At 73.6% G+C, this 22056-nt stretch carries 25 protein-coding genes; 8 read left to right on the top strand and 17 right to left on the bottom strand.

The window, feature by feature from the left end:
- Positions 1-89: 89 nt before the first annotated feature.
- Positions 90-1502: a CoA transferase gene (locus ABD080_RS05445; protein WP_343903916.1), complete on the bottom strand. Its 1413-nt coding sequence runs from the start codon at positions 1500-1502 to the stop codon at positions 90-92.
- 57 nt (positions 1503-1559) lie between these two features.
- Between ABD080_RS05445 and ABD080_RS05440 the strand changes: the two genes are divergently transcribed.
- Positions 1560-2000 (top strand): pyrimidine dimer DNA glycosylase/endonuclease V, encoded by a 441-nt coding sequence (locus ABD080_RS05440; protein WP_343903915.1) that lies wholly within the window; start codon positions 1560-1562, stop codon positions 1998-2000.
- 111 nt (positions 2001-2111) lie between these two features.
- Here the strand turns inward: ABD080_RS05440 and ABD080_RS05435 are convergent, their stop codons facing one another.
- Positions 2112-2810: an ArsR/SmtB family transcription factor gene (locus tag ABD080_RS05435; protein WP_137769497.1), complete on the bottom strand. Its 699-nt coding sequence runs from the start codon at positions 2808-2810 to the stop codon at positions 2112-2114.
- A gap of 64 nt (positions 2811-2874) precedes the next feature.
- On the opposite strand from ABD080_RS05435, the gene ABD080_RS05430 reads away from it, so the two are divergent.
- Positions 2875-3465 carry a flavin reductase family protein gene (locus ABD080_RS05430; protein ID WP_343903914.1) on the top strand — a complete coding sequence of 197 codons (591 nt, stop codon included), beginning with the start codon at positions 2875-2877 and terminating at the stop codon, positions 3463-3465.
- 23 nt (positions 3466-3488) lie between these two features.
- On the opposite strand, the gene ABD080_RS05425 is transcribed toward ABD080_RS05430, so the two are convergent.
- A complete protein-coding gene (locus ABD080_RS05425; RefSeq protein ID WP_137769495.1) occupies positions 3489-3773 on the bottom strand; it encodes a helix-turn-helix transcriptional regulator in 285 nt (94 codons plus the stop codon).
- A gap of 64 nt (positions 3774-3837) precedes the next feature.
- Between ABD080_RS05425 and map the strand changes: the two genes are divergently transcribed.
- Positions 3838-4620, top strand: a complete 783-nt coding sequence (gene map, locus ABD080_RS05420) for a type I methionyl aminopeptidase (RefSeq protein ID WP_343903913.1) — start codon at positions 3838-3840, stop codon at positions 4618-4620.
- 10 nt (positions 4621-4630) lie between these two features.
- Here map and ABD080_RS05415 read toward each other — a convergent pair whose 3' ends face one another.
- Together ABD080_RS05415 and gdhA are read right to left on the bottom strand one after the other, a co-directional pair.
- Complete coding sequence (locus ABD080_RS05415; protein WP_343903912.1) at positions 4631-6028, bottom strand: hypothetical protein; 1398 nt, start codon at positions 6026-6028, stop codon at positions 4631-4633.
- Between the two features lie 280 nt (positions 6029-6308).
- On the bottom strand, positions 6309-7652 hold the full coding sequence (gene gdhA, locus ABD080_RS05410; protein ID WP_137769492.1) for an NADP-specific glutamate dehydrogenase: 1344 nt from the start codon (positions 7650-7652) through the stop codon (positions 6309-6311).
- Positions 7653-7875: 223 nt separating this feature from the next.
- On the opposite strand from gdhA, the gene ABD080_RS05405 reads away from it, so the two are divergent.
- Positions 7876-9162, top strand: a complete 1287-nt coding sequence (locus ABD080_RS05405; protein WP_137769491.1) for an MFS transporter — start codon at positions 7876-7878, stop codon at positions 9160-9162.
- On the opposite strand, the gene ABD080_RS05400 is transcribed toward ABD080_RS05405, so the two are convergent.
- The 11 genes from ABD080_RS05400 to ABD080_RS05350 all read right to left on the bottom strand — a co-directional run bounded on the left by ABD080_RS05400 (position 9146) and on the right by ABD080_RS05350 (position 17665).
- A complete protein-coding gene (locus ABD080_RS05400; RefSeq protein WP_137769490.1) occupies positions 9146-9727 on the bottom strand; it encodes a TetR/AcrR family transcriptional regulator in 582 nt (193 codons plus the stop codon). The two genes, ABD080_RS05405 and ABD080_RS05400, sit on opposite strands and share 17 nt — an antisense overlap.
- 62 nt (positions 9728-9789) lie before the next feature.
- On the bottom strand, positions 9790-10344 hold the full coding sequence (locus ABD080_RS05395) for a macro domain-containing protein (protein ID WP_343903911.1): 555 nt from the start codon (positions 10342-10344) through the stop codon (positions 9790-9792).
- 34 nt (positions 10345-10378) lie between these two features.
- On the bottom strand, positions 10379-11302 hold the full coding sequence (locus tag ABD080_RS05390) for an NADP-dependent oxidoreductase (protein ID WP_137769488.1): 924 nt from the start codon (positions 11300-11302) through the stop codon (positions 10379-10381).
- 80 nt (positions 11303-11382) lie between these two features.
- A complete protein-coding gene (locus ABD080_RS05385; RefSeq protein WP_137769487.1) occupies positions 11383-11592 on the bottom strand; it encodes a helix-turn-helix transcriptional regulator in 210 nt (69 codons plus the stop codon).
- 10 nt (positions 11593-11602) lie between these two features.
- A complete protein-coding gene (locus ABD080_RS05380) occupies positions 11603-11998 on the bottom strand; it encodes a hypothetical protein (protein ID WP_343903910.1) in 396 nt (131 codons plus the stop codon).
- A 113-nt stretch (positions 11999-12111) separates the two neighbouring features.
- Positions 12112-12459 carry a hypothetical protein gene (locus ABD080_RS05375; protein ID WP_137769485.1) on the bottom strand — a complete coding sequence of 116 codons (348 nt, stop codon included), beginning with the start codon at positions 12457-12459 and terminating at the stop codon, positions 12112-12114.
- A 146-nt stretch (positions 12460-12605) separates the two neighbouring features.
- Positions 12606-13325, bottom strand: coding sequence for a glycerophosphodiester phosphodiesterase (locus tag ABD080_RS05370; RefSeq protein ID WP_137769484.1), 720 nt, complete (start codon positions 13323-13325; stop codon positions 12606-12608).
- A gap of 92 nt (positions 13326-13417) precedes the next feature.
- Positions 13418-14224, bottom strand: coding sequence for a glycerophosphodiester phosphodiesterase (locus tag ABD080_RS05365; RefSeq protein WP_343903909.1), 807 nt, complete (start codon positions 14222-14224; stop codon positions 13418-13420).
- Complete coding sequence (locus tag ABD080_RS05360) at positions 14221-15636, bottom strand: extracellular solute-binding protein (RefSeq protein ID WP_343903908.1); 1416 nt, start codon at positions 15634-15636, stop codon at positions 14221-14223. The genes ABD080_RS05365 and ABD080_RS05360 overlap by 4 nt, the downstream gene beginning before the upstream one ends.
- Before the next feature lie 35 nt (positions 15637-15671).
- Complete coding sequence (locus ABD080_RS05355) at positions 15672-16592, bottom strand: carbohydrate ABC transporter permease (RefSeq protein ID WP_137769482.1); 921 nt, start codon at positions 16590-16592, stop codon at positions 15672-15674.
- The gene (locus ABD080_RS05350; RefSeq protein ID WP_343903907.1) at positions 16589-17665 is read right to left on the bottom strand and encodes a carbohydrate ABC transporter permease; all 1077 of its coding nucleotides are present in this window, start codon (positions 17663-17665) and stop codon (positions 16589-16591) included. Before ABD080_RS05350 ends, ABD080_RS05355 begins: the two co-directional genes overlap by 4 nt.
- A 488-nt stretch (positions 17666-18153) precedes the next feature.
- Between ABD080_RS05350 and ABD080_RS05345 the strand changes: the two genes are divergently transcribed.
- The 4 genes from ABD080_RS05345 to ABD080_RS05330 all read left to right on the top strand — a co-directional run bounded on the left by ABD080_RS05345 (position 18154) and on the right by ABD080_RS05330 (position 21199).
- Positions 18154-19218: a LacI family DNA-binding transcriptional regulator gene (locus tag ABD080_RS05345; protein ID WP_343903906.1), complete on the top strand. Its 1065-nt coding sequence runs from the start codon at positions 18154-18156 to the stop codon at positions 19216-19218.
- Between the two features lie 79 nt (positions 19219-19297).
- Positions 19298-19696: a DUF1801 domain-containing protein gene (locus tag ABD080_RS05340; protein WP_137769480.1), complete on the top strand. Its 399-nt coding sequence runs from the start codon at positions 19298-19300 to the stop codon at positions 19694-19696.
- Positions 19697-19826: 130 nt separating this feature from the next.
- Complete coding sequence (locus ABD080_RS05335; protein ID WP_137769479.1) at positions 19827-20348, top strand: ferritin; 522 nt, start codon at positions 19827-19829, stop codon at positions 20346-20348.
- A gap of 404 nt (positions 20349-20752) precedes the next feature.
- Entirely contained in the window at positions 20753-21199 is a 447-nt protein-coding gene (locus tag ABD080_RS05330) for a VOC family protein (protein WP_137769478.1), read from the top strand.
- A 128-nt stretch (positions 21200-21327) separates the two neighbouring features.
- On the opposite strand, the gene ABD080_RS05325 is transcribed toward ABD080_RS05330, so the two are convergent.
- Positions 21328-21927: a YdeI/OmpD-associated family protein gene (locus tag ABD080_RS05325; protein ID WP_137769477.1), complete on the bottom strand. Its 600-nt coding sequence runs from the start codon at positions 21925-21927 to the stop codon at positions 21328-21330.
- Positions 21928-22056 lie beyond the last annotated feature (129 nt).

The following is a 22056-nucleotide window of genomic DNA, read 5'->3' as shown; positions in this document are numbered from 1 at the left end:
AGGCCGGCTGGTGAGGGGCGGGACACCGTCACACCTGGCTCGGCGTCGTCTCCGCCACGGCGCGCATCGGCTGAGCCGGGACGGTCCCGTCAGCGCCGCTCCTCCCACCGCGGCGGGGCCGTCCCGTAGCCGCTGATCGCCCCGGTCAGCGGGACACCGTCGAGCAGGAGCGGGACGGGCACGGTCGAGACGCGGCCGTGCGGCGTCCCGAGCTCGACCGCTGGAGGGAGGCCGACGGCGGCGCCATCACCGGCGCCGCCGTCGGCCTCCGCTCGTCCGTCGCCGTCGCCGGCGCCCGTGCTCGATGTCGCGCCGGTGCCGGTGGCGAGCAGGGTGCGGGCGGCGCCCAGCAGGCTCGCCCGCACCACACCCACGCGTCCGTCGGCGAGGAGGTCGAGCATCCCGGCGGCGAGACGGAAACCGGTCGCATGGTCGAGGGCCTGCACGGGCAGCGCCCCGGGCCGGCCGTCCTCCCGTGCGCAGCGCACGGCGATCCCGGTCGCCGCCTGGACGATCGAGTCGAAGCCGGCGCGGTCGCCCCACGGCCCGCGCTCGCCCCAGGCGGAGAGCGCGCCGATCACGAGGTGCGGATGCCGGGCGGCGAGGTCGCTTGGGTCCAGGCCCACGTCGGTCAGGGCCCCGGGCCGGTAGCCGAGCACGACGACGTCCGCCCCGGCCAGGAGCTCCTCGAGCAGGTCACGGTGGGCGCGGAGGTCCAGCAGGGCGGAGCGCTTGCCCATCCCGGCGGCGAGGAAGGCGTCGAGCTGCTCGGGGCGTGCGGGCGGGTCCAGGCGCAGCACGTCGGCCCCCAGGCAGCCGAGGAGCTGGGTCGCGACCGGGCCGGCGACGACGCGCGTCAGGTCGAGCACGCGTCGTCCCGCGAGCGGGAGGTCCGCCCTCGTCGCCGCCGGATCGCGCGGCCCGGCCGGACCTGCGTCGACCTGCGCGGCGGCTCCGAGCCCTCCGGTCCCGACCGCGCCCGCGGCGTGCGCCCGCAGTCGCGGGTCACGGGCCGCTCCTCCGGCCTGCGTCGTCACCCACGGATCGTCGGCCGTCGCGCGGGCGTGCGGATGCGCCCGCCACTCCTCCGGGGTGCGGACCATGGCGGCGATCCCGCCCGCGCGGAGCACGCTCGCCGCCGCCTCCTGCGCGGGCAGAGGGGCGACCGCCGCGGCGAGCTCCTCCGGGCTGCGCGCGCCGAGCGCGGCGGTGATCGCGGTGGCGTGGTGCGGGTAGTTGCCGTGGAGGCGCAGCCAGCCGTCCCGGGCGGCGACGAAGCCGGAGAGCGGAGCCCAGGGCTCCGCAGCGCGGCCGTCCACGCGCAGCCGGTCGATCGCGGAGAACGCCGCCTCGACGAGCGCCGGATGGGTGGTGACCTGCACGTCCGTGCCGTGCGCCCGCAGCAGCCGCTCGGTGGCGGCCCCGGCCTCGCGGACCGCGCCGAGCGCGAGCTCGGCGACGTCCAGAGGACCGGCCCAGGCCGGGATGCGCGCGGTGCTCATGCCCGGATCGTGCCATCACGCGGACGGCCGCGCATCCGAGCGTGCTTGAATCGGTGGATGCGCCTGTGGAGCCTGCACCCGTCCCTGCTGGATCGCGCGGCCCTCGTCGCCGGATGGCGAGAGGCGCTGCTCGCCCAGAAGGTGCTCGCCGGCGGCACCCGCGGCTACACCCGGCACCCGCAGCTGCGGCGCTTCCAGGCACACCCCGCCCCGCTCGAGTCGATCGGCGGCTTCCTCACGGGACTGCAGGAGGAGGCGACGGCGCGCGGCTACCGCTTCGACCTCACCCGGGTGCTGCACCCGGCCCCGCCGGCCTCGCTCCCGCCGATCGAGGTGACCGCGGGGCAGCTGGCGTACGAGCTCGAGCACCTGCGGGCGAAGTGCGAGCACCGTTCCCCCGAGCACCTCGCGCTCCTCCCCGCCCCGGGGGACCCGGTGCCCGCGCATCCGCTGCTGCGGGTCGTGCCGGGGGACGTGGAGGACTGGGAGGTCCGCTGAACGGCCTGCTCAGGAGGCGAGGCGCGCGCCGTCCGCCTCGGCGTCGACCGTCGGCCCGCTGATCTGCGTCCAGACCTCGTCGCCCGTCCGCCGTGTCGCGGCGAGTCGCCGTCAGCGCACGCCGAGCTCGGCCCAGAGCGGGTGATCGGACTCGACGGCGAGGGCGCGCGGCATGCTGCGCCTCCGCAGCGCGCCCTCCCCCACCAGGTGATCGAGCAGTGACTCGGCCGCGGGACCCGCGATGTGGTCCGTCCGCTCGGTCCAGTCGAGGCACGGGCGGATCGGGGCCCCGCGCCGCCGCGTCCCCGGATCGAGCGCGTGCTCCTCCCACCAGCGTCGACCGGCCTCGGTGAGCTCCCACCCGGCGCCCACGAGACCTCTCCGCCGAAGGCCCTCCGCGAGCTCGACGCCGCGACGGCCGGCCAGGTGGCGATAGCAGGTGCGGGCCTCGCGCAGAGCCGCATCCGCCCGCTGGGCGCGGAGAGAGGGAGCGGCCGGTCGCACGAGCCCGCGGGCGGCGGCGAGCGCGGCGAGGCCCTCCACAGCGAGCGCGACCTCGGGATCCTCGATCCTGACGTAGCGATGCCGGCCCTGGCGACGCTCCACGACGAGTCCCGCGGAGAGCAGCCGGTCCAGATGCCCGCTCGCGGTGGGGCGGGCCACTCCCGCGACCGCCGCGAGCTCCCCGGCCGTCCACGCGCGGCCGTCGAGCAGCGCGAGGAGCATCGTCGCGCGGGAGTCATCGGCCATCGCCCGGGCGAGTTCGGCGAGGGCAGGGGCCGAGGTGGAGTCCGGCGCGTCGGATGGCATGCGTCGATCCTCGCACCGGGACACGTCGGCGACCACCGAACCGTCGTGCGCCCACCATCGGGGCATGCACCTCCACATCGAACCCAGCGTCCTGTACTTCGGCACCCCCGTCGCCCTGATCACGACCCTCGATGACGACGGCGGCACCAACATCACCCCGATCTCCTCCGCGTGGGCGCTGGGTAGCACGTACGTGCTCGGCCTCGGCGACGACTCCCACGGCCTCGCGAACCTCCGGCGCGACCCGGGCATCGTCATCAACCTGCCCGAGGCGTCCCTCGCGCACCGGGTCGAGGCCATCGCGGCGACCACGGGCGCCGCGGCCCTCTCCCCGCACAAGGCCGGGGCCTATCGCACCGAGAAGGACAAGTGGGGCCTCGGGGGATTCACGCCGTCACCGGCGGAGCTGGTCGGACCGATGCGCATCGTCGAGTGCCCTGTCCAGATCGAGGCCCGGGTGGAGAGGATCGTGCCCTGCGACGACGACGCGAGCGCCGTGCATGCCCGCGTGCTGCGGATCCATGCCCGCGAGGACGTGGTCGTCCCGGGGACGCATCACGTGGACCTCCGCGCATGGCGGCCGCTGCTGTACACCTTCCGCCACTACTTCGCGCAGGGCGAGGAGGTCGCGCAGAGCTTCAGGGCCGAGTACTGACCGTGCCGACGCAACCGCGCGACTCAGGAGGCGAGGCGCGGGCCGTCCGCCGCGGCGTCGGCCGTCGGCCCGCTGATCTGCGCCCACACCTCGTCGAGCGAGAGGCCGAGCTCCGCCGCGATCGCGGCGATGGTCGGGAAGGACGGCGTGGCCACGCGGCCGGACTCGATCTTGCGGAGCGTCTCCGGGGAGACACCGGCATCGAGGGCGACGCGGAGCAGGGGCCGCTCGCCGCGGGCACGGCGCAGCACGGCGCCGAGGCGCTCGCCGCGGGCGATCTCGTCAGGGGTGAGGGGGAGGCGAACCATGCACCGATAGTAATACCGGTATAGATTGGCCGGGATACTTATCCCACACCCCGGAAGGCACCCCGTGATCGAGATCCTCTCCCCCGCCGAGCTGGTGCGCGCCCGCGCCGCCGGCGCCCTCGTCGGGGACATCCTCGCCGAGCTCCGCAAGCTCGCCGCCCCCGGCGTGACCCTGCCGGACCTCGACGCCCGCGCCGCCCAGCTCATCGACGCCGCCGGCGCCGTCTCCTGCTACGTGGACTATGCACCGTCCTTCGGCGACGGCCCCTTCGGCCACCGCCTCTGCACGGCCGTGAACGACGCGGTCCTCCACGGCATGCCGCACGACACGCCCCTCGCCGACGGCGACCTGCTCACCCTCGACCTCGCCCTCACGCTGCGCGGCATCTCCGCCGACGCCGCCGTGAGCCTCACCGTGGGCGGCGCCTCCCGCCCGCGCGACGCGGAGCTGATCGCGGTCACCGAGCGCGCCCTCGCCGCCGGCATCGACGCCGCCGTGCCGGGCGGACGCCTGGGCGACGTCTCCGCCGCGATCGGCCGTGTGCTCACCGGCGAGGGCCACCTCGTCAACAGGGAGTTCGGCGGCCACGGGATCGGCAGCACGATGCACCAGGACCCGCACGTCCCCAACGACGGAAGGCCCGGGCGCGGCCTCCGCCTGCGCCCGGGCCTGCTGCTCGCCCTCGAGCCATGGGTCATGGACGGCACCGATCAGCTCGTCACCGATGCCGACGGCTGGACGCTGCGCAGCGCCAACGGCGGCCGCGCCGCGCACACCGAGCACACGATCGCGATCACCGAGGACGGCCCCGAGATCCTGACCCTGCCGAGCTCGGCCGGGCGCTGAGCCCCGCGGCTCAGGCCTCGCCGCCGTCGGAGGCCTCGTCGTCATGGCCCTCGTGGTCATGGTCGTCGTGGTCGGCGTCCTCGCCCTCGTGGCCATGACCCTCGTGGCTCTCGCCGCCCACCTCGTACTCGCCCGACGCGGTGCCGGTGACGACCTGGATCTCGTTCGGGACGACGGGCAGGTCGAGCTCGCGGTAGACCTCGCCGGAGGCGACGTCGACCATCGTGAGCTTCTGCTGCTCGGGGTCCACGACGAAGGCGGTGCCGTCGGCCACGGAGAGCATCGGGCCGGGGGTCTGCCACTGCTCGGGCTCCTCCCACGGCTCGGCGACCTTCACCTCGTGGAGGATCTTCCCGCTCTCGGGATCGAGGATGTTCAGCTCGCCGTCGCCGGTGAGGACGAGCGCCTCACCGTCGGGGCCGCGGTCCAGGGAGCGGAACCAGTAGGGCGATCCGAGGTCGACGGTCGTCATCGAGGCGTCGCGGGTATCGATCAGCGCAACGGAGGTGGGGTGCTCGGTGCCGCCCTCGGGATCGGCCTCGACCTTGTTGTCGGCGAGGACGATGGGGCTCGCCTCGCTGCCCTTCTGGTTGCCGGAGCGCTGGTAGTCACCGTCGACGGCGACCTTGTGGAACTCGCCGCCGGAGTAGACGACCGGCCCGTTCTCGCAGCCGAAGGAGACGACGTCGGAGCCGTCCTCCGCCGGGGCGGCGGCGGCCTCGCCGTGCACGCCCGGGCAGTCGTCGGTCTGCGCGACGACCTTGCCGTCCGCATCGAGCGCCTGGATGGTGTGGCGCTCGTCCTCGGTGCCCTGCGTGACGAGCAGGCCGCCGTCCTCGAGCGGCACGGCGACGCCGTGGTGGGCGGCGTCGGTGGTGAGCTCGTCGACCACGCCGAGGTCGCCCTCGGCGAGGGAGGTCGGGTCGTAGACGGTGACCGCGCCGGTGCCGTCCGCGAAGAGCGCGGCCCGGTCGCCGTGGGTGACGACGTGGCCCGGGGAGGGCGCGTCGAGGGTGATGCCGGTGAGCGCCGGGTCCTGCTCGTAGTAGTGGAAGTGGTCGCCGTGGGCCTTGGCCTCGAGTCCGGTGTCGTAGGCGGTGAAGGACTCCTCCGCGCTGACCATGACGTGGCGGCCGTCCCCGGCGGGGTTCAGGCGCACGTACCCGTTCAGCTCGGTCTCGTCGAGCACCTCGCCGTCGGTGGAGTCGAGGGTGGTGACGCCGCCGTCGTGGGCGAGCACGATCCGCGGGGTGAGGGCGCCGACCTCCGCGCGGTGGCGGTCCTCGGTCGCGGCGGCCGACGTCTCGCCGCCGCCGTCCGAGCCCCCGGACGCGGCGGGATCCGCCTGGCCGCAGGCGGCGAGCGCGAGCAGGCCCACGCCCGCGAGCGCGGCGACTCGTCGTTTCATGACAATGGTTCTCATCAGCTGCATGCCAGGAAGCTATCAGCGAATGAGAATCTTTCCCACTTGAGGGCGTGTGTGCTGGGTCACGGTCACCGCGGGCGGCACCCGACGCCTGTCCGATTGCGCACTTGAGTTCCACGTACGGAACCCCAGCGCGCAATCGGACAGCCCCGGATGCACCGCGCCCCGCCGGCCGCGGGAGGCGGCGGGCGGGGCGAGGGGACCCGGAGCGACGGCGCTGGTCAGCGCGCTTTGAGGAACGGCCCGGGCGGAGTGGCGGGGCTCAGATCACGCCGAAGGCGATCATGGCGTCGGCGACCTTGCGGAAGCCGGCCACGTTCGCACCCACCGCGTAGTCGCCCGGGCGGCCGAACTCCTCGGCGGTCTCGAGGCAGGTGGCGTGGATGTCGCGCATGATCTGGGTCAGGCGCGCCTCGGTGTGCTCGAAGCTCCAGGCGTCGCGCGCGGCGTTCTGCTGCATCTCGAGCGCGGAGGTGGCGACACCGCCGGCGTTCGCGGCCTTGCCGGGGCCGAAGGCGACGCCCGCCTCGCGGAGCACCTCGACGGCGTCCGGCGTGCAGGGCATGTTCGCGCCCTCGGAGACGGCCTCGACACCGTTCTTGACGAGCGCACGCGCGGCGTCGGCGTCGAGCTCGTTCTGGGTGGCGCAGGGCAGGGCGATCGCGACGGGGACGTCCCAGACGCTGCCGCCGGCGACGAAGCGGGCCTTGCCGCCGCGACGCTCCGCGTAGTCGGCGATGCGGCCGCGCTCGACCTCCTTGATCTGCTTGAGCAGCTCGAGGTCGATGCCGTCCTCGTCCACGACGTAGCCGGAGGAGTCCGAGGCGGTGATCGCGGTGCCGCCCAGCTGGGCGATCTTCTCGATCGCGTAGATCGCGACGTTGCCGGAGCCGGAGACGGCGGCGCGGCGGCCCTCGACGGAGGTGCCGCGGGCCTTGAGCATCTCGTCCGCGAAGATCGCGGCGCCGTAGCCGGTGGCCTCCTTGCGCACGAGGGAGCCGCCCCAGTCGAGGCCCTTGCCGGTGAGCACGCCGGCCTCGTACTTGTTGGTGAGGCGCTTGTACTGGCCGAACAGGTAGCCGATCTCGCGGGCGCCCACGCCGATGTCCCCGGCGGGGACGTCGGTGTACTCGCCGATGTGGCGGTGCAGCTCGGTCATGAAGGACTGGCAGAAGCGCATGACCTCGCCGTCGCTGCGGCCGCGCGGGTCGAAGTCGGAGCCGCCCTTGCCGCCGCCGATGGGCAGGCCGGTGAGGGAGTTCTTGAAGATCTGCTCGAAGCCGAGGAACTTCACGATGCCGAGGTTGACGCTCGGGTGGAAGCGCAAGCCGCCCTTGTACGGGCCGAGCGCCGAGTTGTACTCGACGCGGAAGCCGCGGTTGATCTGCACCGAGCCCTTGTCGTCGACCCACGGGACACGGAAGATCAGCTGGCGCTCGGGCTCGCAGAGGCGCGCGAGGATGCTGTGCTCGGCGTACTCCGGGTGGCGGCCCTGGATGACCTCGAGCGACTCGAACACCTCGCGCACGGCCTGGTGGAACTCGGGCTCCCCCGGGTTGCGGCGGAGGACCTCGTCGTAGGTGTTCTTGAGCATCGAGTCGAGCATCGCGCGCCTTTCGTCGTCGTCCGTGGTGGGTGGTCGCAGGCACGCGCGGGACCGCGCGGCGGCGCCCGCCACCGCGACCACGCTACGGAGCGACGGCCGTCGAGCCACCCCGTGTCCGCTCCTCGGACGCTTCTGAGACGCCCGCGGACGGAACGCGGCCATGCGACCGACGGACCTCCGACACCCCGTGCACACTCCATTCCGCTTGTGTACGATCGTACGCATGTTCGTCTCCTCCCCCGCCTCGCCGCCCTCGCCGCCCTCGCCGCCGCGGGCGCCCGCCGCGCCGCTGCGCCGCGCCCGCGTCGCCGTCGCCGCGCTCTTCCTCACCAACGGCGCCCTGCTCGCGAACCTCCTCCCCCGCTACCCCGAGATCAAGGCCGCCCTGGGCCTCGCGAACTCGACCTACGGCCTCGCCCTCGCCGCCTTCCCCGCGGGCGCGATCCTCGCCGGGCTCGCCGCCGCCGGGCTGATCCGCCGCCTGGGCTCCGCACGGCTCGCCGTGCTCGGCACCGCGCTCACCGCACTCGGGCTGCTGCTCGCCGCGTGGGCGCCGAGCGCCGCCCTGCTGGGCCTCGCCCTGCTCGTCGCGGGCGGCTGCGACGCGATCACCGACGTCGCCCAGAACGCCCACGGCCTGCGCGTCCAGAAGCGCTACGGCCGCACGATCATCAACTCCTTCCACGCCGTGTGGTCCGTGGGCGCGGTGATCGGCGGGAGCATGGCCGCCGCCGCGATCGCCCTGGGCATCCCCCTGCGCTGGCACCTGCTGGGCTCCGGGATCCTCTTCGCGATCGTCGCCCTCGTGGCGCTGCGCTTCGCGCTGCCCGGCCACGACGAGGAGGACCACCTCCCCGACCCCGCCGCGGGCGACGTCGCCGTCGGACCGGACGCCTCCACGGGCGGCCGCACCCGCGGCCGGCTCCCCCTCATGCTCGCCGCGCTCGTGCTCATCGCGATCGGCGGCACCCTCGTCGAGGACTCCGGCAACTCCTGGGCGACGCTCTACCTCTCGCGGGACCTCGGGGCGGCCTCCTCGATCGCCGCGATCGGCTACATCGCCCTCGTGGGCGCCCAGTTCGTGGGACGGCTCCTCGCGGACGGCCTCGTGGACCGCCTGGGCCAGCGGGCCGTCGCCCGGGGCGGCGGCGCGATCATCGCCCTCGGCATGGGCACGGCCCTCGCGGTGCCCACCGTGCCCGGCACGATCGCGGGCTTCGCCCTCGCGGGGCTGGGCAGCGCGAGCCTCGTGCCCGCCGCGATGCAGCAGGCGGACGACCTCCCCGGGCTGCGCCCCGGCACGGGCCTCACGGTCGTCTCGTGGCTCATGCGGCTCGGCTTCCTCGCCTCCCCGCCGCTCGTGGGCCTCGTCGCGGACTCCGCGGGGCTGCGCACGGGCCTGCTCGTCGTGCCGCTCGCGGGCCTGCTCGTCGTGCTCCTCGCGGGCGTGCTACCCCCGCGCCGCGCCGCCCACCCGGAGCGCGAGCGGGAGCTCAGCGCCGCCGGCTGAGGCGGGCGACGCCCTCCCGGGCGAGGTGCGGGAGCGGCTCCTCGAGATGCAGGGCGCGGTGGATCGTGAGCCCCTCGTTCATCGCGTCCAGCAGCGAGGCGGTCTCGGGGTCCACGTGCGGCGCGAGGCAGGCGCGGGTGCGGGACATCCACCGGCTCGTGATCTCCCGGAACTCGGGGCGGCGCGCGGCGAGCGTGTACAGCTCGAGGGTGATGACGAGGCTGCGGTCGGTGTCGAAGACGTCCTCGTCGATGTTCGCCTCGAAGCCGGCGAGCGCCTCCTCGAGGGTCGTGGCGTCCGCGGTACGGCGCTCGACCCGCTCCGCGGCCTGGTCGGCGAAGCGGGTGAACGCCTCGCGCAGCAGCTCGTCCATCCCGGTGAAGTGGTAGGTCATCGAGCCCAGCGGCACGTCGGCCGCGGCGGCGACCCGCCGGTGGGAGGTCCCCGCGACACCGTGCTCGGCGATCGTGTCGAGGCACGCGTCGATGATGCGGTCGCGGCGCTCCGGGTCGTGGCGTCGGGTACGGGGCGCGCTCGGGGCGTCGGGGGCGTGGGCGTCGCTCATGCCCCCGACCGTAGCGGGCCGCGCCATGGACCCGCGCGACCCGCCCCCGTCGGGAGGGTCCGTCAGACCTCCCCCGCGCCGTGCTCGGCGAGCGCTCGCTCGTAGACGGCGAGGGTCGCGTCGTCGACGAGCACGATCCGCAGCTCCGCGAACCCGCCGATCCGCGCGGCCTCCTGGCGGAGCGTGCGGGCGGCGATCCGCGCGGCGCGATCCAGGGGGAAGCGGTACGCGCCCGTGGAGATCGACGGGAAGGCGAGCCGCGTGAGGCCGTGCTCGTGCGCGACCTCGAGCACGCGGCGATAGCAGGACGCGAGCTCGGCGTCCTTCCGGGCGCGCACCTCCTCGTGCCCTCCGGCCGCCCAGATCGGGCCGACGGTGTGGACGACGTGGGGCACGGGCAGGTCGTGGCCGCCGGTCAGCTTCGCGTCGCCGGTCGTGCAGCCACCCAGGGTGCGGCACTCGGCGAGCAGGCCCGGGCCGGCGGCGCGGTGGATCGCGCCGTCGACCCCGCCGCCGCCCAGCAGGGTGGAGTTCGCGGCGTTGACGATCGCGTCGACGTCCGCCTGCTCCGTCAGGTCCCCGCGGCGGGCGGTGAGCAGGGGCCGTGCGGTGTCCATGCCAGCAGGCTACGCGCCGCCGAGCGCCGGGACCTCAGCCGCCGATGCTCAGCGCGATCTTCCCCGCCGTATGGCCCTCGATGCTGGCGCGGAAGGCGTCAGCCGCCTGCTCGAGGGGGAAGCGGCGGGCGACGTCGACGCGCAGGGTGCCGGCGTCGACGAGGGAGGCGAGGTGCTCGAGGTCCGCGGCGTCGGGCCGCACCCAGAAGTACTCGCCGCCCTCGTCGGTCACGGCGGGGTCGGCGACGGAGCCGTGACGGCCGCCCTCGGCGAGCACGGCGAGGGTCTCCTGGAGCACGCCGCCCACGTAGTCGATGACCACGTCGACTCCCTCGGGGGCGAGGGCCCGGACCCGCTCGGCGAGGCCGTCGCCGTAGGTCACGGGCTCGGCGCCCAGGTCGCGCACGCGGTCGTGGTTGCGCTCGGAGGCGGTGCCGATGACGCGCGCTCCGAGGCCTGCGGCGATCTGCACGGCGAAGGAGCCGACGCCGCCGTTCGCGCCGTGGATGAGCACGGTGCTGCCCTCGGACACGCCGAGGCGGGTGAGGGTCTGGTACGCGGTGAGCCCGGCGAGCGGGAGGGAGGCGGCCTGCTCGAAGTCGAGGCCGGCGGGCTTGCGGGCGAGGGTGCGCACGGGGAGGGTCATCTTCTCGGCGAAGGACCCGGCCTGCACCCAGTCGCGTCGACCGTAGGCCATGACCTCGTCGCCCACCTGGAACTCAGGGACATCCAGGCCGACCTCCTCGACCACGCCGGCCACGTCCCAGCCGGGGATCGCAGGGAAGGTGACGGTCATGAGCTGGTCGAGGTGGCCGCCCATGATCTTCCAGTCCACGGGGTTCACGCTCGCGGCCCGCACCGCGATGCGCACCTCGCCGGGGCCCACCTTCGGGTCCGGGAGCTCGGAGAGGGTCAGGACGTCGGGGTCGCCGTAGCTGCTGTAGGTGATCGCCTTCATGTGCCCGTGCAACGCCGCGCCCGGGATGGGGATTCCCGGGCGCGTGAACTGTGAGCGAGCAGACCCGCGAGGGTCGGGGCTCAGCCCTGCTCGCCCCCGGGGCCGGGGGTGAAGATCTGCTCGATCGGCGCACCGAGCACGGTGGAGATGCGGAAGGCGAGCGGGAGGGAGGGGTCGTAGCGTCCCTTCTCGATCGCGATGACCGTCTGCCGGGAGACCCCGAGGGCCTCGGCGAGCTCGGCCTGGGACCAGCGGCGGTCGGTGCGGCGGGCCTTGATGTCGTTGTCCATGACGGGCCCCTCAGCGGTGACGGATCGCGACGACGACGGTGCCGACGATCCAGCCGAGCATGAGCAGGGAGAAGGCGAGGATCCAGTTCAGGGCGGGCAGACCCAAGAACTGCAGGACGCCGACGGCGAGGATCAGCGGGGTGGCGAGGAGGAAGGCGAGCATGACCGCCTCGGCGACGCGGCGGCGCTGGTACTCGTCCCCGGAGCGGTACATGTCGATGTTCGCCCAGGCCATGAGCCCCACGCCCGGCAGGACGAGCAGCGCGGGGAGCCACAGCGGCACGCTGACGCCAGCGAGCACGCCGGGGAGGATGAGAGCGGCGAGGTACACCGCGACCCCGGCGAGGAGGCGGACGAGGAAGGTGCGGTTGGCCCGACGGCGGGCGGTGGGGGTCGAGGCGGTCATCGTGCTCACGTCCTTCGTTGATGTCTGGTGTGCTTGACACCTCGAAGGTACAGCTCCCTTGACATGGGCGCCAAGGGTTCCTGACAGGAAAAGTCAATGAGACTTGACGTCCCTCATCGGCCCCCGGCGATCAGGCGGTTCAGGCCGTCCACGAGACCTCGGCTGACGCCGCCCCGCTTCGACCTCACCCGGATCCTCCCGCCGTCCCGCAGACGGATGATCACGGAACCCCACCACAACGCTCTGCCCCAGAGCTCCGCGCCGATCACCGACTGCGCCGGCACCTCGCGCACTGTGCGCCAACCGATGAACGGCCAGTCGCGCGCGTCGACCACCCGACGATGCGTGACGAGCAGCAGAGGGTCCCACCAGGTGAAGCCCTCCCCCTCCGCCGCCAGCAGGACGACCTCGTCGGGGGTGAGCCGTCGCCGCGCGAACCTCTCCCACGCGGCGGCGGGCACCGGCTCCTCATCCCCGCCGACGCCGCGCTCGCGATCGGCGACGTCTCCCCCACCGGCCCGCAGGAGGTCATCGCCTCGCTGCTGCCACCCGAGCCCGAGTCCGCGGGCCGCGCCGTCTGATACCGCGCGGGCGGGGCGATCCTCGCTCAGCGAGCGAGCTGCGCGCGCACCCAGGCCGGGTCGTCGGTGGTGATCGTGTCGACCTCGCAGGCGCGGGCGACGGCGAGCTGCGCGGGGGTGTTGATCGTCCACGGGTTCACCCGCAGCCCCGCCTCGTGGGCCGCACGGGTCGCCGCGAGGGACAGGCCGTCCACCGCGGGGCCGATCCCGGCCGCTCCCAGCTCACCGGCCACGCGCAGCGCCTCCTCGTCGATCGCGCCGACGAGATAGGAGACGGGGACCTGGGGCACGCTGCGCCGGATCTCGGCGAGCGCCTCGGGGTGGAAGCTGATGACGGTCGAGGCGGCGGCCGGGGACCCCGCCGGAAGGGCCAGGAGCTGCTCGGCGACCGCGGCGGCGGCCGGAGCTGCTTTGACCTCGATGAACACGGGCACGGTGGTGAGGGCCAGCAGCTCCTCGAGGCTCGGCACCTTCTCCCCACCCTCGAGCAGGACCGTGTCGAGCTGTTCGCGGGTGAGGTCGGCGATCGCGCCGGTGCGCAGCGGGGAGTCCGCGGCGGCGGTGCGGTCGATGCTCTCGTCGTGCATGACGACCACGTGCCCGTCACGGCTCAGGTGCACGTCGCACTCGAGGGTCTGCGCGCCGTCCTCGAGCGCGCGACGGAACGCGGCGAGCGTGTTCTCCGGGGCGTGGGCGGCGGCGCCGCGATGGCCGACGACGAGCGGAACGGTGGCGGGGGCGGTCATGGTGCTCCTGTCGGAGTGGAATGGGGGTTCGGCGAGGGGCCGACGGTCGCCCACCATGATGGGCGACCGTCGGCCCCGGAGGGAAGGACGGGTCAGGCGGCGGGGCCGGTCAGGGCCTCGATCCGCTCGAGCGCCCAGGTGGGGTCGTCCACCGTGATCGTGTCGCAGCCCAGCTCGAGCGCCCGCTCGAGCTCGACGTCCACGCGGGCCGTCCACAGGTTCAGCTGCACGCCGTGCTCGAGGCACCAGGCGACGTCCGCCGCGCGGGCCTCCGCGATGCGCACCCCGATCTGGGCGACCTCGAGCTCCTCCGCGGCCGCGAGGAACTCCGGGGAGGTCACGGTCGTGGTGAGCAGGCGCGGGATCTCCGGGGCCTCGGCGCGCGCGGTCGCGAGCGCCTCGGCATGGAAGGAGATGATCCAGGCGGGCGCGGTCGCGGCGTCGGCGAAGGCCTCCGCACCGAACCTCTCCCGGAGGATCCGCGCGACGAGCGAGGCGGCGGCCGGGGCCTTGACCTCGACGAGCAGCGGCACCGGGGTGCCGTCCTCGCGCCGGGCGGCGTCCAGCACGGAGACGAGATCGGGGACGTGCTCCCCCGCCCCCACGAGCACCCGGTCGAGCTGGGCGCGCGTGAGCTCGGCGACCGCGCCGGTGCGCAGCGGGGAGTCCGCCTGCGCGGTGCGGTCCAGGGTCGCGTCGTGGATGATCACGTCGTGCCCGTCGGCGCTCAGGTGCACGTCGCACTCGAGAAGCGCCGAGCCCTCCGCGACACCGCGCCGGAAGGAGCGGACCGTGTTCTCCGGGTCCAGCTCCGCCGCCCCGCGATGGCCGACGACGGCCGGCCGTGCGGGCATCGCCGAGCGCGGGGTCCCGCGGCGCACGGGGGCGGGGGCGCTCACTTCCAGCCCTCGAACTTCACGGCCTCGTAGTCCTCGCGGTTGTCGTCGAGGATCTCCTGCAGCTTCGGGGCGACGGCGCCGAGGGCGTCCTTCGCGGGGGTGTTGTCGCCGTAGACCTTCGCCTGCGCGGCGGAGATCTGCGTGACCGCGCCCTGGTTCCAGTTCGTGTAGTCCGCGGTGCGGGCGTTCTCGAGCTGGGCGAGGGCGACCCCGTAGTTCGGGTTCTCCTTGACGAGGTCCTTCACGGTGGAGGTCTCCGCCGCGGCCTGCACGATCGGCACGTAGCCGGTCGCCGCGTGCCACGCGGCGGACTGCTCGGGCCCCGCGAGGAAGCGGAAGAACGCGGCGGCCGCGTCCTGGCGGTCCTTGGAGTCCGCGCGCACCACGGAGAGTCCGGAGCCGCCCGTCGGGACCGCCTTCTCCTGGCCCTCGCTCGAGAGCATGAAGGCCGTGCCCACCTCGAAGACGCCCTCGGTGGCGTCGGTGGTGCCGGTCAGGCTGGCCGTGGAGCCGCGCATGCCGGCGGAGATCCCGGAGGTGAAGTCGGTGCCCGCGGCCTGCGCGAGGTAGCCGAACTTGTCCTCGTGGATGAACTTCCGCTGCCACTCGAGCCACTCGAGGCCCGGGTCCTGGTCGATCGTGACCTGGAAGTCCTTGTCCGAGTTCGCGCCGCCGAAGCCCCAGATGTCGGCCTGGCCGTGCCAGGCGTCGTCGGCCGTGAAGGCGAGCGCGGCGAGCGGGCGGCCGTCGACCTTGATCTTCGCGAGCTCGGGGGCGAACTCGGCGAGGTCCTGCCAGGTCGAGGGGCCCTCCTCGGGGAGGCCGGCCTCGATGTAGCGGGTCTTGTTGAAGTAGAACAGCGGCGTCGAGCGGGCGAAGGGCACCACGTAGGTCTGGCCGGCGGCCTTGCCCTCGGCGACGTAGTTCTGCAGGTAGACGTCGAGGTTCCACTCGTCGTCGAAGTAGTCGTCGAGCGGGGCGAGCGCGCCCGAGGAGTGGAACTGGAGCCACTGCATCTCGGGGAAGCAGACGATGTCCGGCACGGCGCGGGCCTGGAGGGCCGCGGTGAACTTCTGGTTGAGCTCCGCGTAGCCGCCCACCGACTCGGCGACGACGACCACGTCCTCCTGGGAGTCGTTGAACTCCTTGATGAGCTTGCCGAGGGCGTCGAAGGGGCCACCGGTCCAGGGCGCCCAGAAGAGCACCGCGGTGCGGCCCTCGTACTCGGCGGGGACCTTGAGGTCGGCCTGGGCGAAGCCGTCGCGCACGGGGTTGCTGGCGTCGGCCGCGTCGGACCCGGCGGGGGCGCCGCAGGCGGCGAGACCGGCGGCGCCGGCGCCGAGCCCGAGGGCGGCGAGCATGCTGCGGCGGGACAGGCCGGGGAGGGAGAGGCCGTGGGACGAGCGGGACATGGTGGCTCCTTGCGAGGGGGTGGGGTGGTGGGGTGTCACTTGAGCGCGCCGGCGGTGAGCCCGCCGATGATGCGCTTCTGGGCCAGGAAGAAGAGGACGAGCATCGGCAGGGAGACGAAGAGGGCGCCGGCCATGATGGCGCCCCAGTTCGAGTAGCCCTCCTGGCTGCGCAGGAACAGCAGTCCGATGGGAAGGGTGCGCATGTCGGTGGTGCTCGTGACGATGAGCGGCCACACGTACTCGTTCCACTTGCCGACCATCACGATCAGCGTGCAGGTGAGGATCATCGGCGCGGAGAGCGGGATGACGATCGTGACCATGCGGCGCAGGTGGCCGGCGCCGTCGATCTCCGCGGCCTGCAGGATGTCGCGGTCGATCCCGCGCATGGACTGGTACAGCAGGAACATGGCGAAGGCGCTCGCGATGCCGGGCAGGATCATGCCCTGGTAGGTGTTCAGCCAGCCGAGGTTCGCGACGGTGATGTAGTTGACGATGAGCGTCACGTGGCCGGGCAGCATGAGCGAGGCGATGATCAGGCCGAACAGGATGTTCTTGAAGCGGAACTCGACGAACACGAAGGCGTAGGCGCACAGGATCGCGAGGGTCACCTCGAGCACGGTGCCCACGCCCGTGGTGATGATCGAGTTCATGAAGAACCGGTCGAACGGCGCGGAGGTCCACGCCTCCACGACGTTGTCGAGGGTGAGCTCGCTGGGGAACCAGCGCAGCGGCCACGAGTAGATGTCCTGGCGCGGCTTGAAAGCGGAGGAGAACAGCCAGTACAGCGGCACGAGGAACACGGCGATCGTGGCGAGCACGCCCGCGGTGAGCAGGATCGTCTTCCACAGGGCGCGGCGCGGGCCGCGGGGTCGGCGGCCGCTGCGGCCGGGGGCCGACGGCTGCGGCGTGCGGTCGGCGGTGAGGGTCGCGGCGCGGCCCGGGACGGTGGCGCTCATGCGTCGGCCCCCTGCTTCTGGCTGTAGCGGACCTGGACCCAGGTGATGACCAGGAGGATCACGAGCAGCACGGTCGCGGCGGCGCTCGCCCGGCCGATGTCGAAGTTCTTGAAGGCCTCCTCGTAGACCATCCAGCTCAGCGTCGAGGAGGAGGTGCCGGGGCCGCCGCCGGTCATGATCGAGATGATGTCGAAGGTCTGCGCGGCGGAGATGATCCCCGTGATGGAGAGGAAGAATGTGATGGGCCGCAGCAGCGGCAGCGTCATGTGCCGGAACAGGGACCAGCCGGAGGCGCCGTCCAGAGCGGCGGCCTCGTAGACGTCGCCGGGCAGGTCGAGGATCGCGGTGTAGCAGATGACGGTCACGAAGCCGAGGCGCTGCCAGGTGTAGGCGATCGTGATCGCCCACAGCGACCAGTCCGAGGTGGTCGTCCAGTCCGGCGAGGTGAGCCCGAACAGGGAGAACAGCCAGCGGGAGAGGCCGTAGTTCGGGTCGAACATGAACAGCCACAGGATGCCGACGGCGGCGCCGGGGAGCATGTGCGGCGCGAAGGCCATGGTCTGCGCGAAGCCCGTGAAGGGGACCTTGGTGGCGAGCAGGCTGCCCAGCAGCAGGCCGCCGGCGATCGAGCCGATCACGCTGACCGCGCTGAACACGAGGGTGTTCAGGAGGACCTGCCCGAACTCGGGGTCCGTGAACAGGCTCGTGTAGTTCTCCGTGCCCACGAACTCCGGCACCGGCTCCACGAAGTCCCAGTCGAAGAAGCTGAGGCCGATGTTGTAGATCGCCGGGTAGTAGGAGAAGACGAGGATCGCCAGCAGGTTGGGGGCGATGAGCGCGAGGAAGAGGATCGCGGCGCGGCGGGTGCGGCGGCGCCGCTGCGGGGAGCGGCGGCGGGTCGCGGCGCGCTCACGGAGGGCGGCGAGCCGCTCGGCGTCCGTGGCGCCCTGCGGGAGCGGCTCGGGCGCGATGCGGGCGTCGCCGGGGGCGACGGGATCGACGGCGGGCGCGGCGGTCCCGCGGGGCGGCGTCGTGGTCTCGCCCGCGGGGCGGGCACCGACATCCATGGTCATGGGTCTCCCTGGTGGAGGGTGATCGCGGGGGTGGTGTCCCGCCGGGTTCGGGGTCGCGCTGCGGCGACCGATGGCGACCCGCTCCGGAGCTTCTGGTGGTGGTGCTCCCGTGGTGGCCGCTCGGACACCGTAGGAGCGCTCCCAGTGCTCCTGCCAGCACGGACGCCCCCGGGTGAACCTCGGGTGAACAGGGCCTGTCCCTGCTGGTGGGAGCGCTCCCACAGCGTTCAGGAAAGCTCCCCGGGGGCCGCTCCGGAGGCTCGCTCCACCCGCGCGTCACCCACTGTTCACCCCGCGCTCGACGACTGTTCGTCCCCCGCCCGGGAGCCCGCGGGACCGCCGCACCGAGGCTTCACCGGGGCGTCACCCACCTCCCCCGGAGGGAGCCGGATCCTGCGCTACCCTGCACCGACGACCAGGGCTCCGGCGAGGACAGCGCAGTTCCCCGCGCCTGCCGGGATCCTGTCCCTCCCGACCGGAAGGCCGCCATGAACCGTCCGCCGACGATGCTGGACGTCGCCCGCGCCGCCGGGGTCTCCCGCTCCACCGTCTCCCGCGTGTTCCAGAACCAGGGCGAGCGGGTCTCCCCCGATGCGCTGATCAAGGTGCACGAGGCCGCGAAGCGCCTCGGCTACGTCCACAACCTCGTCGCGAGCGGCCTCGCCCAGCGCCACGGCCGGCAGCTGGGACTGCTCATCCGCGACGCCACGAACCCCGCCTACGGCCATCTCCACTCCGAGGTGAACCAGGCCGTCGAGGCCGCCGGGCGCACCCTCATCTCCGTCACGGCGTTCCGCCACGACTACGGCACCGCGGAGGTCGACGGCCTGCGGCGCCTGCTCGGGCAGCGCGTCGCCGGGGTGTTCGTGGGCACCGGCGTCACCGCCGCGGAGGACCTCGTCGAGACCCTCACCGCGGTGCCGATGATGATCGTGGGCCGCCCCAACACGCATCCGCTCATCGAGTCGGTGAGCTACGACGAGCGCACCCACGGGCGCCTCGTCGCGGAGCGCCTCGCGGCGGCCGGGCACCGCCGGATCGCCGCGCTCACCGCCCCGCTGCTCTACTCCCGCGTGTTCGACCTGCGCATGCGCAGCCTCGTCGACCGCTGCCGTGAGCTGGGCGTCCACGTCGAGGCGGTGGATCTGCTGCCCGTGGAGGCCGGCGTCACGCGGGCGCTGGACGCGGCCGCCGCCGATCGGCTCTCCGCGATCGTGTGCCCCGTGGACTACGTGGCCCTGGACCTGCTGCGGGCTGCCCGCGCGCGCGGCACCCGCGTCCCCGAGGACGTCTCCGTCGTGGGCTTCGACGGCGTGGCCGACGGGCTCGACCTCATCGGCCTGGCGACCGTGCGGCTCCCGGTCCGGGAGGTCGCCCGCCGCGCCGTCGAGCGGATGGAGGAGCTGCTGATCCGTGCGCAGGAGGATCCCGAGGGCCCGCCCGCCGCTCTCACGGAGACGTCGGGGTCCGAGCGCACGGCGCGGCATGCGCTCGTGGTCGGCGACGTCATCGAGGGGGCGAGCCTGGGGCCGGTGCCCGAGCACCTGCGCTGACCCGCCCGACGATCGGGAGCCTCGGATCACCCTCCCAGGATCGGCCTCCGGGCCGGGATCCCACCCCTACGCTGTCGCCATGGCCGCGAAGACCCAGCCCACCGACGTCGACCCCGCCGCGTACTGCGCGGGACTGCCCACGGCGCGCCGCCGCGAGGAGGGCGCCCGGCTGCTCGCGCTCTTCGGCGAGGCGACCGGGGCGGAGGCCGTGATCTGGGGGCCGAGCATCGTCGGCTACGGCGAGGACCCCTCCCCCACACCCGGCGGGGACACCTGGCCGCGGGTGGGGTTCAGCCCCCGCAAGGCGTCGATCTCCCTGTACGGCCTGCAGGGGGTGCCCGGCGCGGAGGAGGTCCTGGCGCGGCTGGGAAAGCATCGCCTCGGTGCGGGCTGCGTGTACGTCAACGGCCTCGCGGACGTCGACGAGGAGGTCCTCGCCGCGCTCGTCGCCCTCGCCTGGCGCCACGGCGAGGGCTGAGCACCTGCCGCGGGGACGAGGACGCCGGGCCGCGCCCGCGACCGATCGACCGTCCGGCCCCCGTCGCCCCAGATGAGGCGTTGTTTCGCGGGGGCTGACAGTCCCAGCGGGCGCCGCTAGTCTCAGGAGCATGAAGCTCAGCGATTCCCTTGAGAAGAAGTTCCAGGACCAGATCACCCTCGAGTTCGCGGCGTCGATCACCTACCGCCAGCTCGCCATCGAGGCGGACGAGCAGGACCTCACCGGAATCGCCGCGTGGCTGCGCCACCAGGCGGACGAGGAGATCGTCCACGCCAACAAGTTCATCCAGCACGTCTCGGACCGCGGCAACCACGCGGCGATCGGCACGATCGAGGCGCCCGGCGTGAAGGCCGGCCTCTCCGTGCTCGAGATCTTCGAGGCGGCCCTCGCCCACGAGGAGAAGGTCTCCGAGGCGATCCGCGACCTGTACCGCGCGGCGGACAAGGAGGGCGACTACGACTCCCGTCCCCTCCTGAACTGGTTCGTCGACGAGCAGATCGAGGAGGAGGCGACCGTCTCCGAGATCGTGGGCCGCGTGAAGCTCATCGGCGAGGACGGCTCCGGCCTGCTCCGCCTCGACTCCGAGCTCGGTCAGCGCCCCACCAGCTCCACCGAGGCCGACGCCGAGTGATCCGACAGGCCCGGCGCCCTCATGCGCCGGGCCGCCCGGCGGGCCCGTCGATCTGACGGGCCCGCCGCTTTGTCATCCCTGGCGATCCGGCACGTCCGACGGGTCCGACGACCGTAGGGAACCGTAGGGTTCAACGCCCGGACGGACGCCGGGGCCACCCGCCGCGGGCCTCGCGAGGCAGGGTCCCTGTGCCGAAAAAGGCACTCATCATGTACATGATGAGTGCCCTTTCTGATGCGGCATGCCGTCCCGCGCACCCTCGGCGACGCGGCGGGCATCCGGCCCGGCGCCCGGCCGATCCGGCGGCGCTGCATCGCACCACAGCCCTCGTCGGCCTCGCCGCCGCGTGCCAGACTGTGCGCGGGCGGCAGGCCCGCCGTCCATCGAGTCGAGGGAGACCGATCATGGCAGCACCGCAGTTCAGCCCCTACATCACGTTCCCCGGCAATGCTGGCGAGGCCTTCGAGCACTACCGCGAGCTGTTCGGCGGGGAGCTCGAGCTCATGCAGTACGACGACTTCCCCGATCTCTCCGGGTTCCCGTTCACCCCGCCGCCCGGCGCGGTCGCGCACGCGCAGCTGCACGGCGGGCTCGTGACCCTCGCGGGCGGTGACGGGATCGCTCCTCCCGGCGAGGAGCTGCCGCCGCTTCCCTCGGACGTCTACTCCTTCCTCATCGGGCCGAACACCGTCGAGGACGCGAAGGCGCTGATCGAGAAGATCACGACGGCCGGCGGCAAGATCGCCATGCCCTTCGAGCTCGCACCGTGGGGTGACCACTACGGCCAGGTCACGGACCGCTTCGGCGTGCTGTGGGCGCTCGTCGTGGGCGGGGACCAGCAGCAGAGCTGAGTCTCACGCCGCAGGCCGTGTGCGTCTGCGCGCCGGGGTTCCATCACGGGAACCCCAGCGCGCAATCGGACAGCCGCCAGGGCCGGCGCGGTCGCGGACCGGACGGCGTCGCAGGGCTGACCTCCCGCTCAGCCCTCGCCGGCTCCGTCGGCCCCGGCCGACTCGGCGCGCAGGCGCTCGAGGGCCCGCGTGGCCGCCCGCTCCCGGGCGGCCGCGGTCCGGGCGGAGAGCACGGGGTGCAGTGCGCTGTAGCGGGCGCTCCCCCGCAGCGCCTCGAACGCGGCGCGCGCGGCGGGGTCGCTGGCCAGGGCGGCGTTGAGCTCGGCGGGGACCTCGGCGGTCGCGGCGCCGGCGTAGGCGGCGTCCCAGCGTCCGTCGGCCCGGGCGCGCTCCACCTCGTCGCGGCCGCGCTCACGCATGCGCCCCTCCTCCTCGAGGCGGGCGATGATGCCCACGTTCCGCGCGGACCAGATCGATCGGGTCCGGCGGGGCGTGAAGCGCTGCAGGAAGGTCGCGGCGTCACGGCTGCGCTTCTGCCCGTCGATCCATCCGCTGCACAGCGCCTCCTCGAGCGCCTCCTGGTAGCCGAGCGACGTGGGCTCGGTGGTGCCCTTCTTCGCGAGCACCACCCACGTGCCGTCGTGCGTGCTCTCGTGCTGGTCGAGCCAGGCGCGGAAGGCGGCGACATCGGCGACGACGAGCTGGTCCTGCGGATCCGGGGTGCTCATGCGCCCAGGATCCCACCGCGGTCCGACGGCGGGAAAGGTGGGGCCGACGGCGGGAGGAGCGGGGCCGCGGGGATCTCCTCGTCGCCGTTCCGATCGTCGGCAGGGCGTGCCACGCTGTGGGCGATCAGG

Origin of the sequence: Brachybacterium rhamnosum (genome assembly GCF_039526185.1) — a bacterium.
GTDB lineage: Bacteria > Actinomycetota > Actinomycetes > Actinomycetales > Dermabacteraceae > Brachybacterium > Brachybacterium rhamnosum.
Note: the sequence above shows the minus strand (reverse complement) of the source record. Positions and strands in the feature narration are given on the sequence as shown.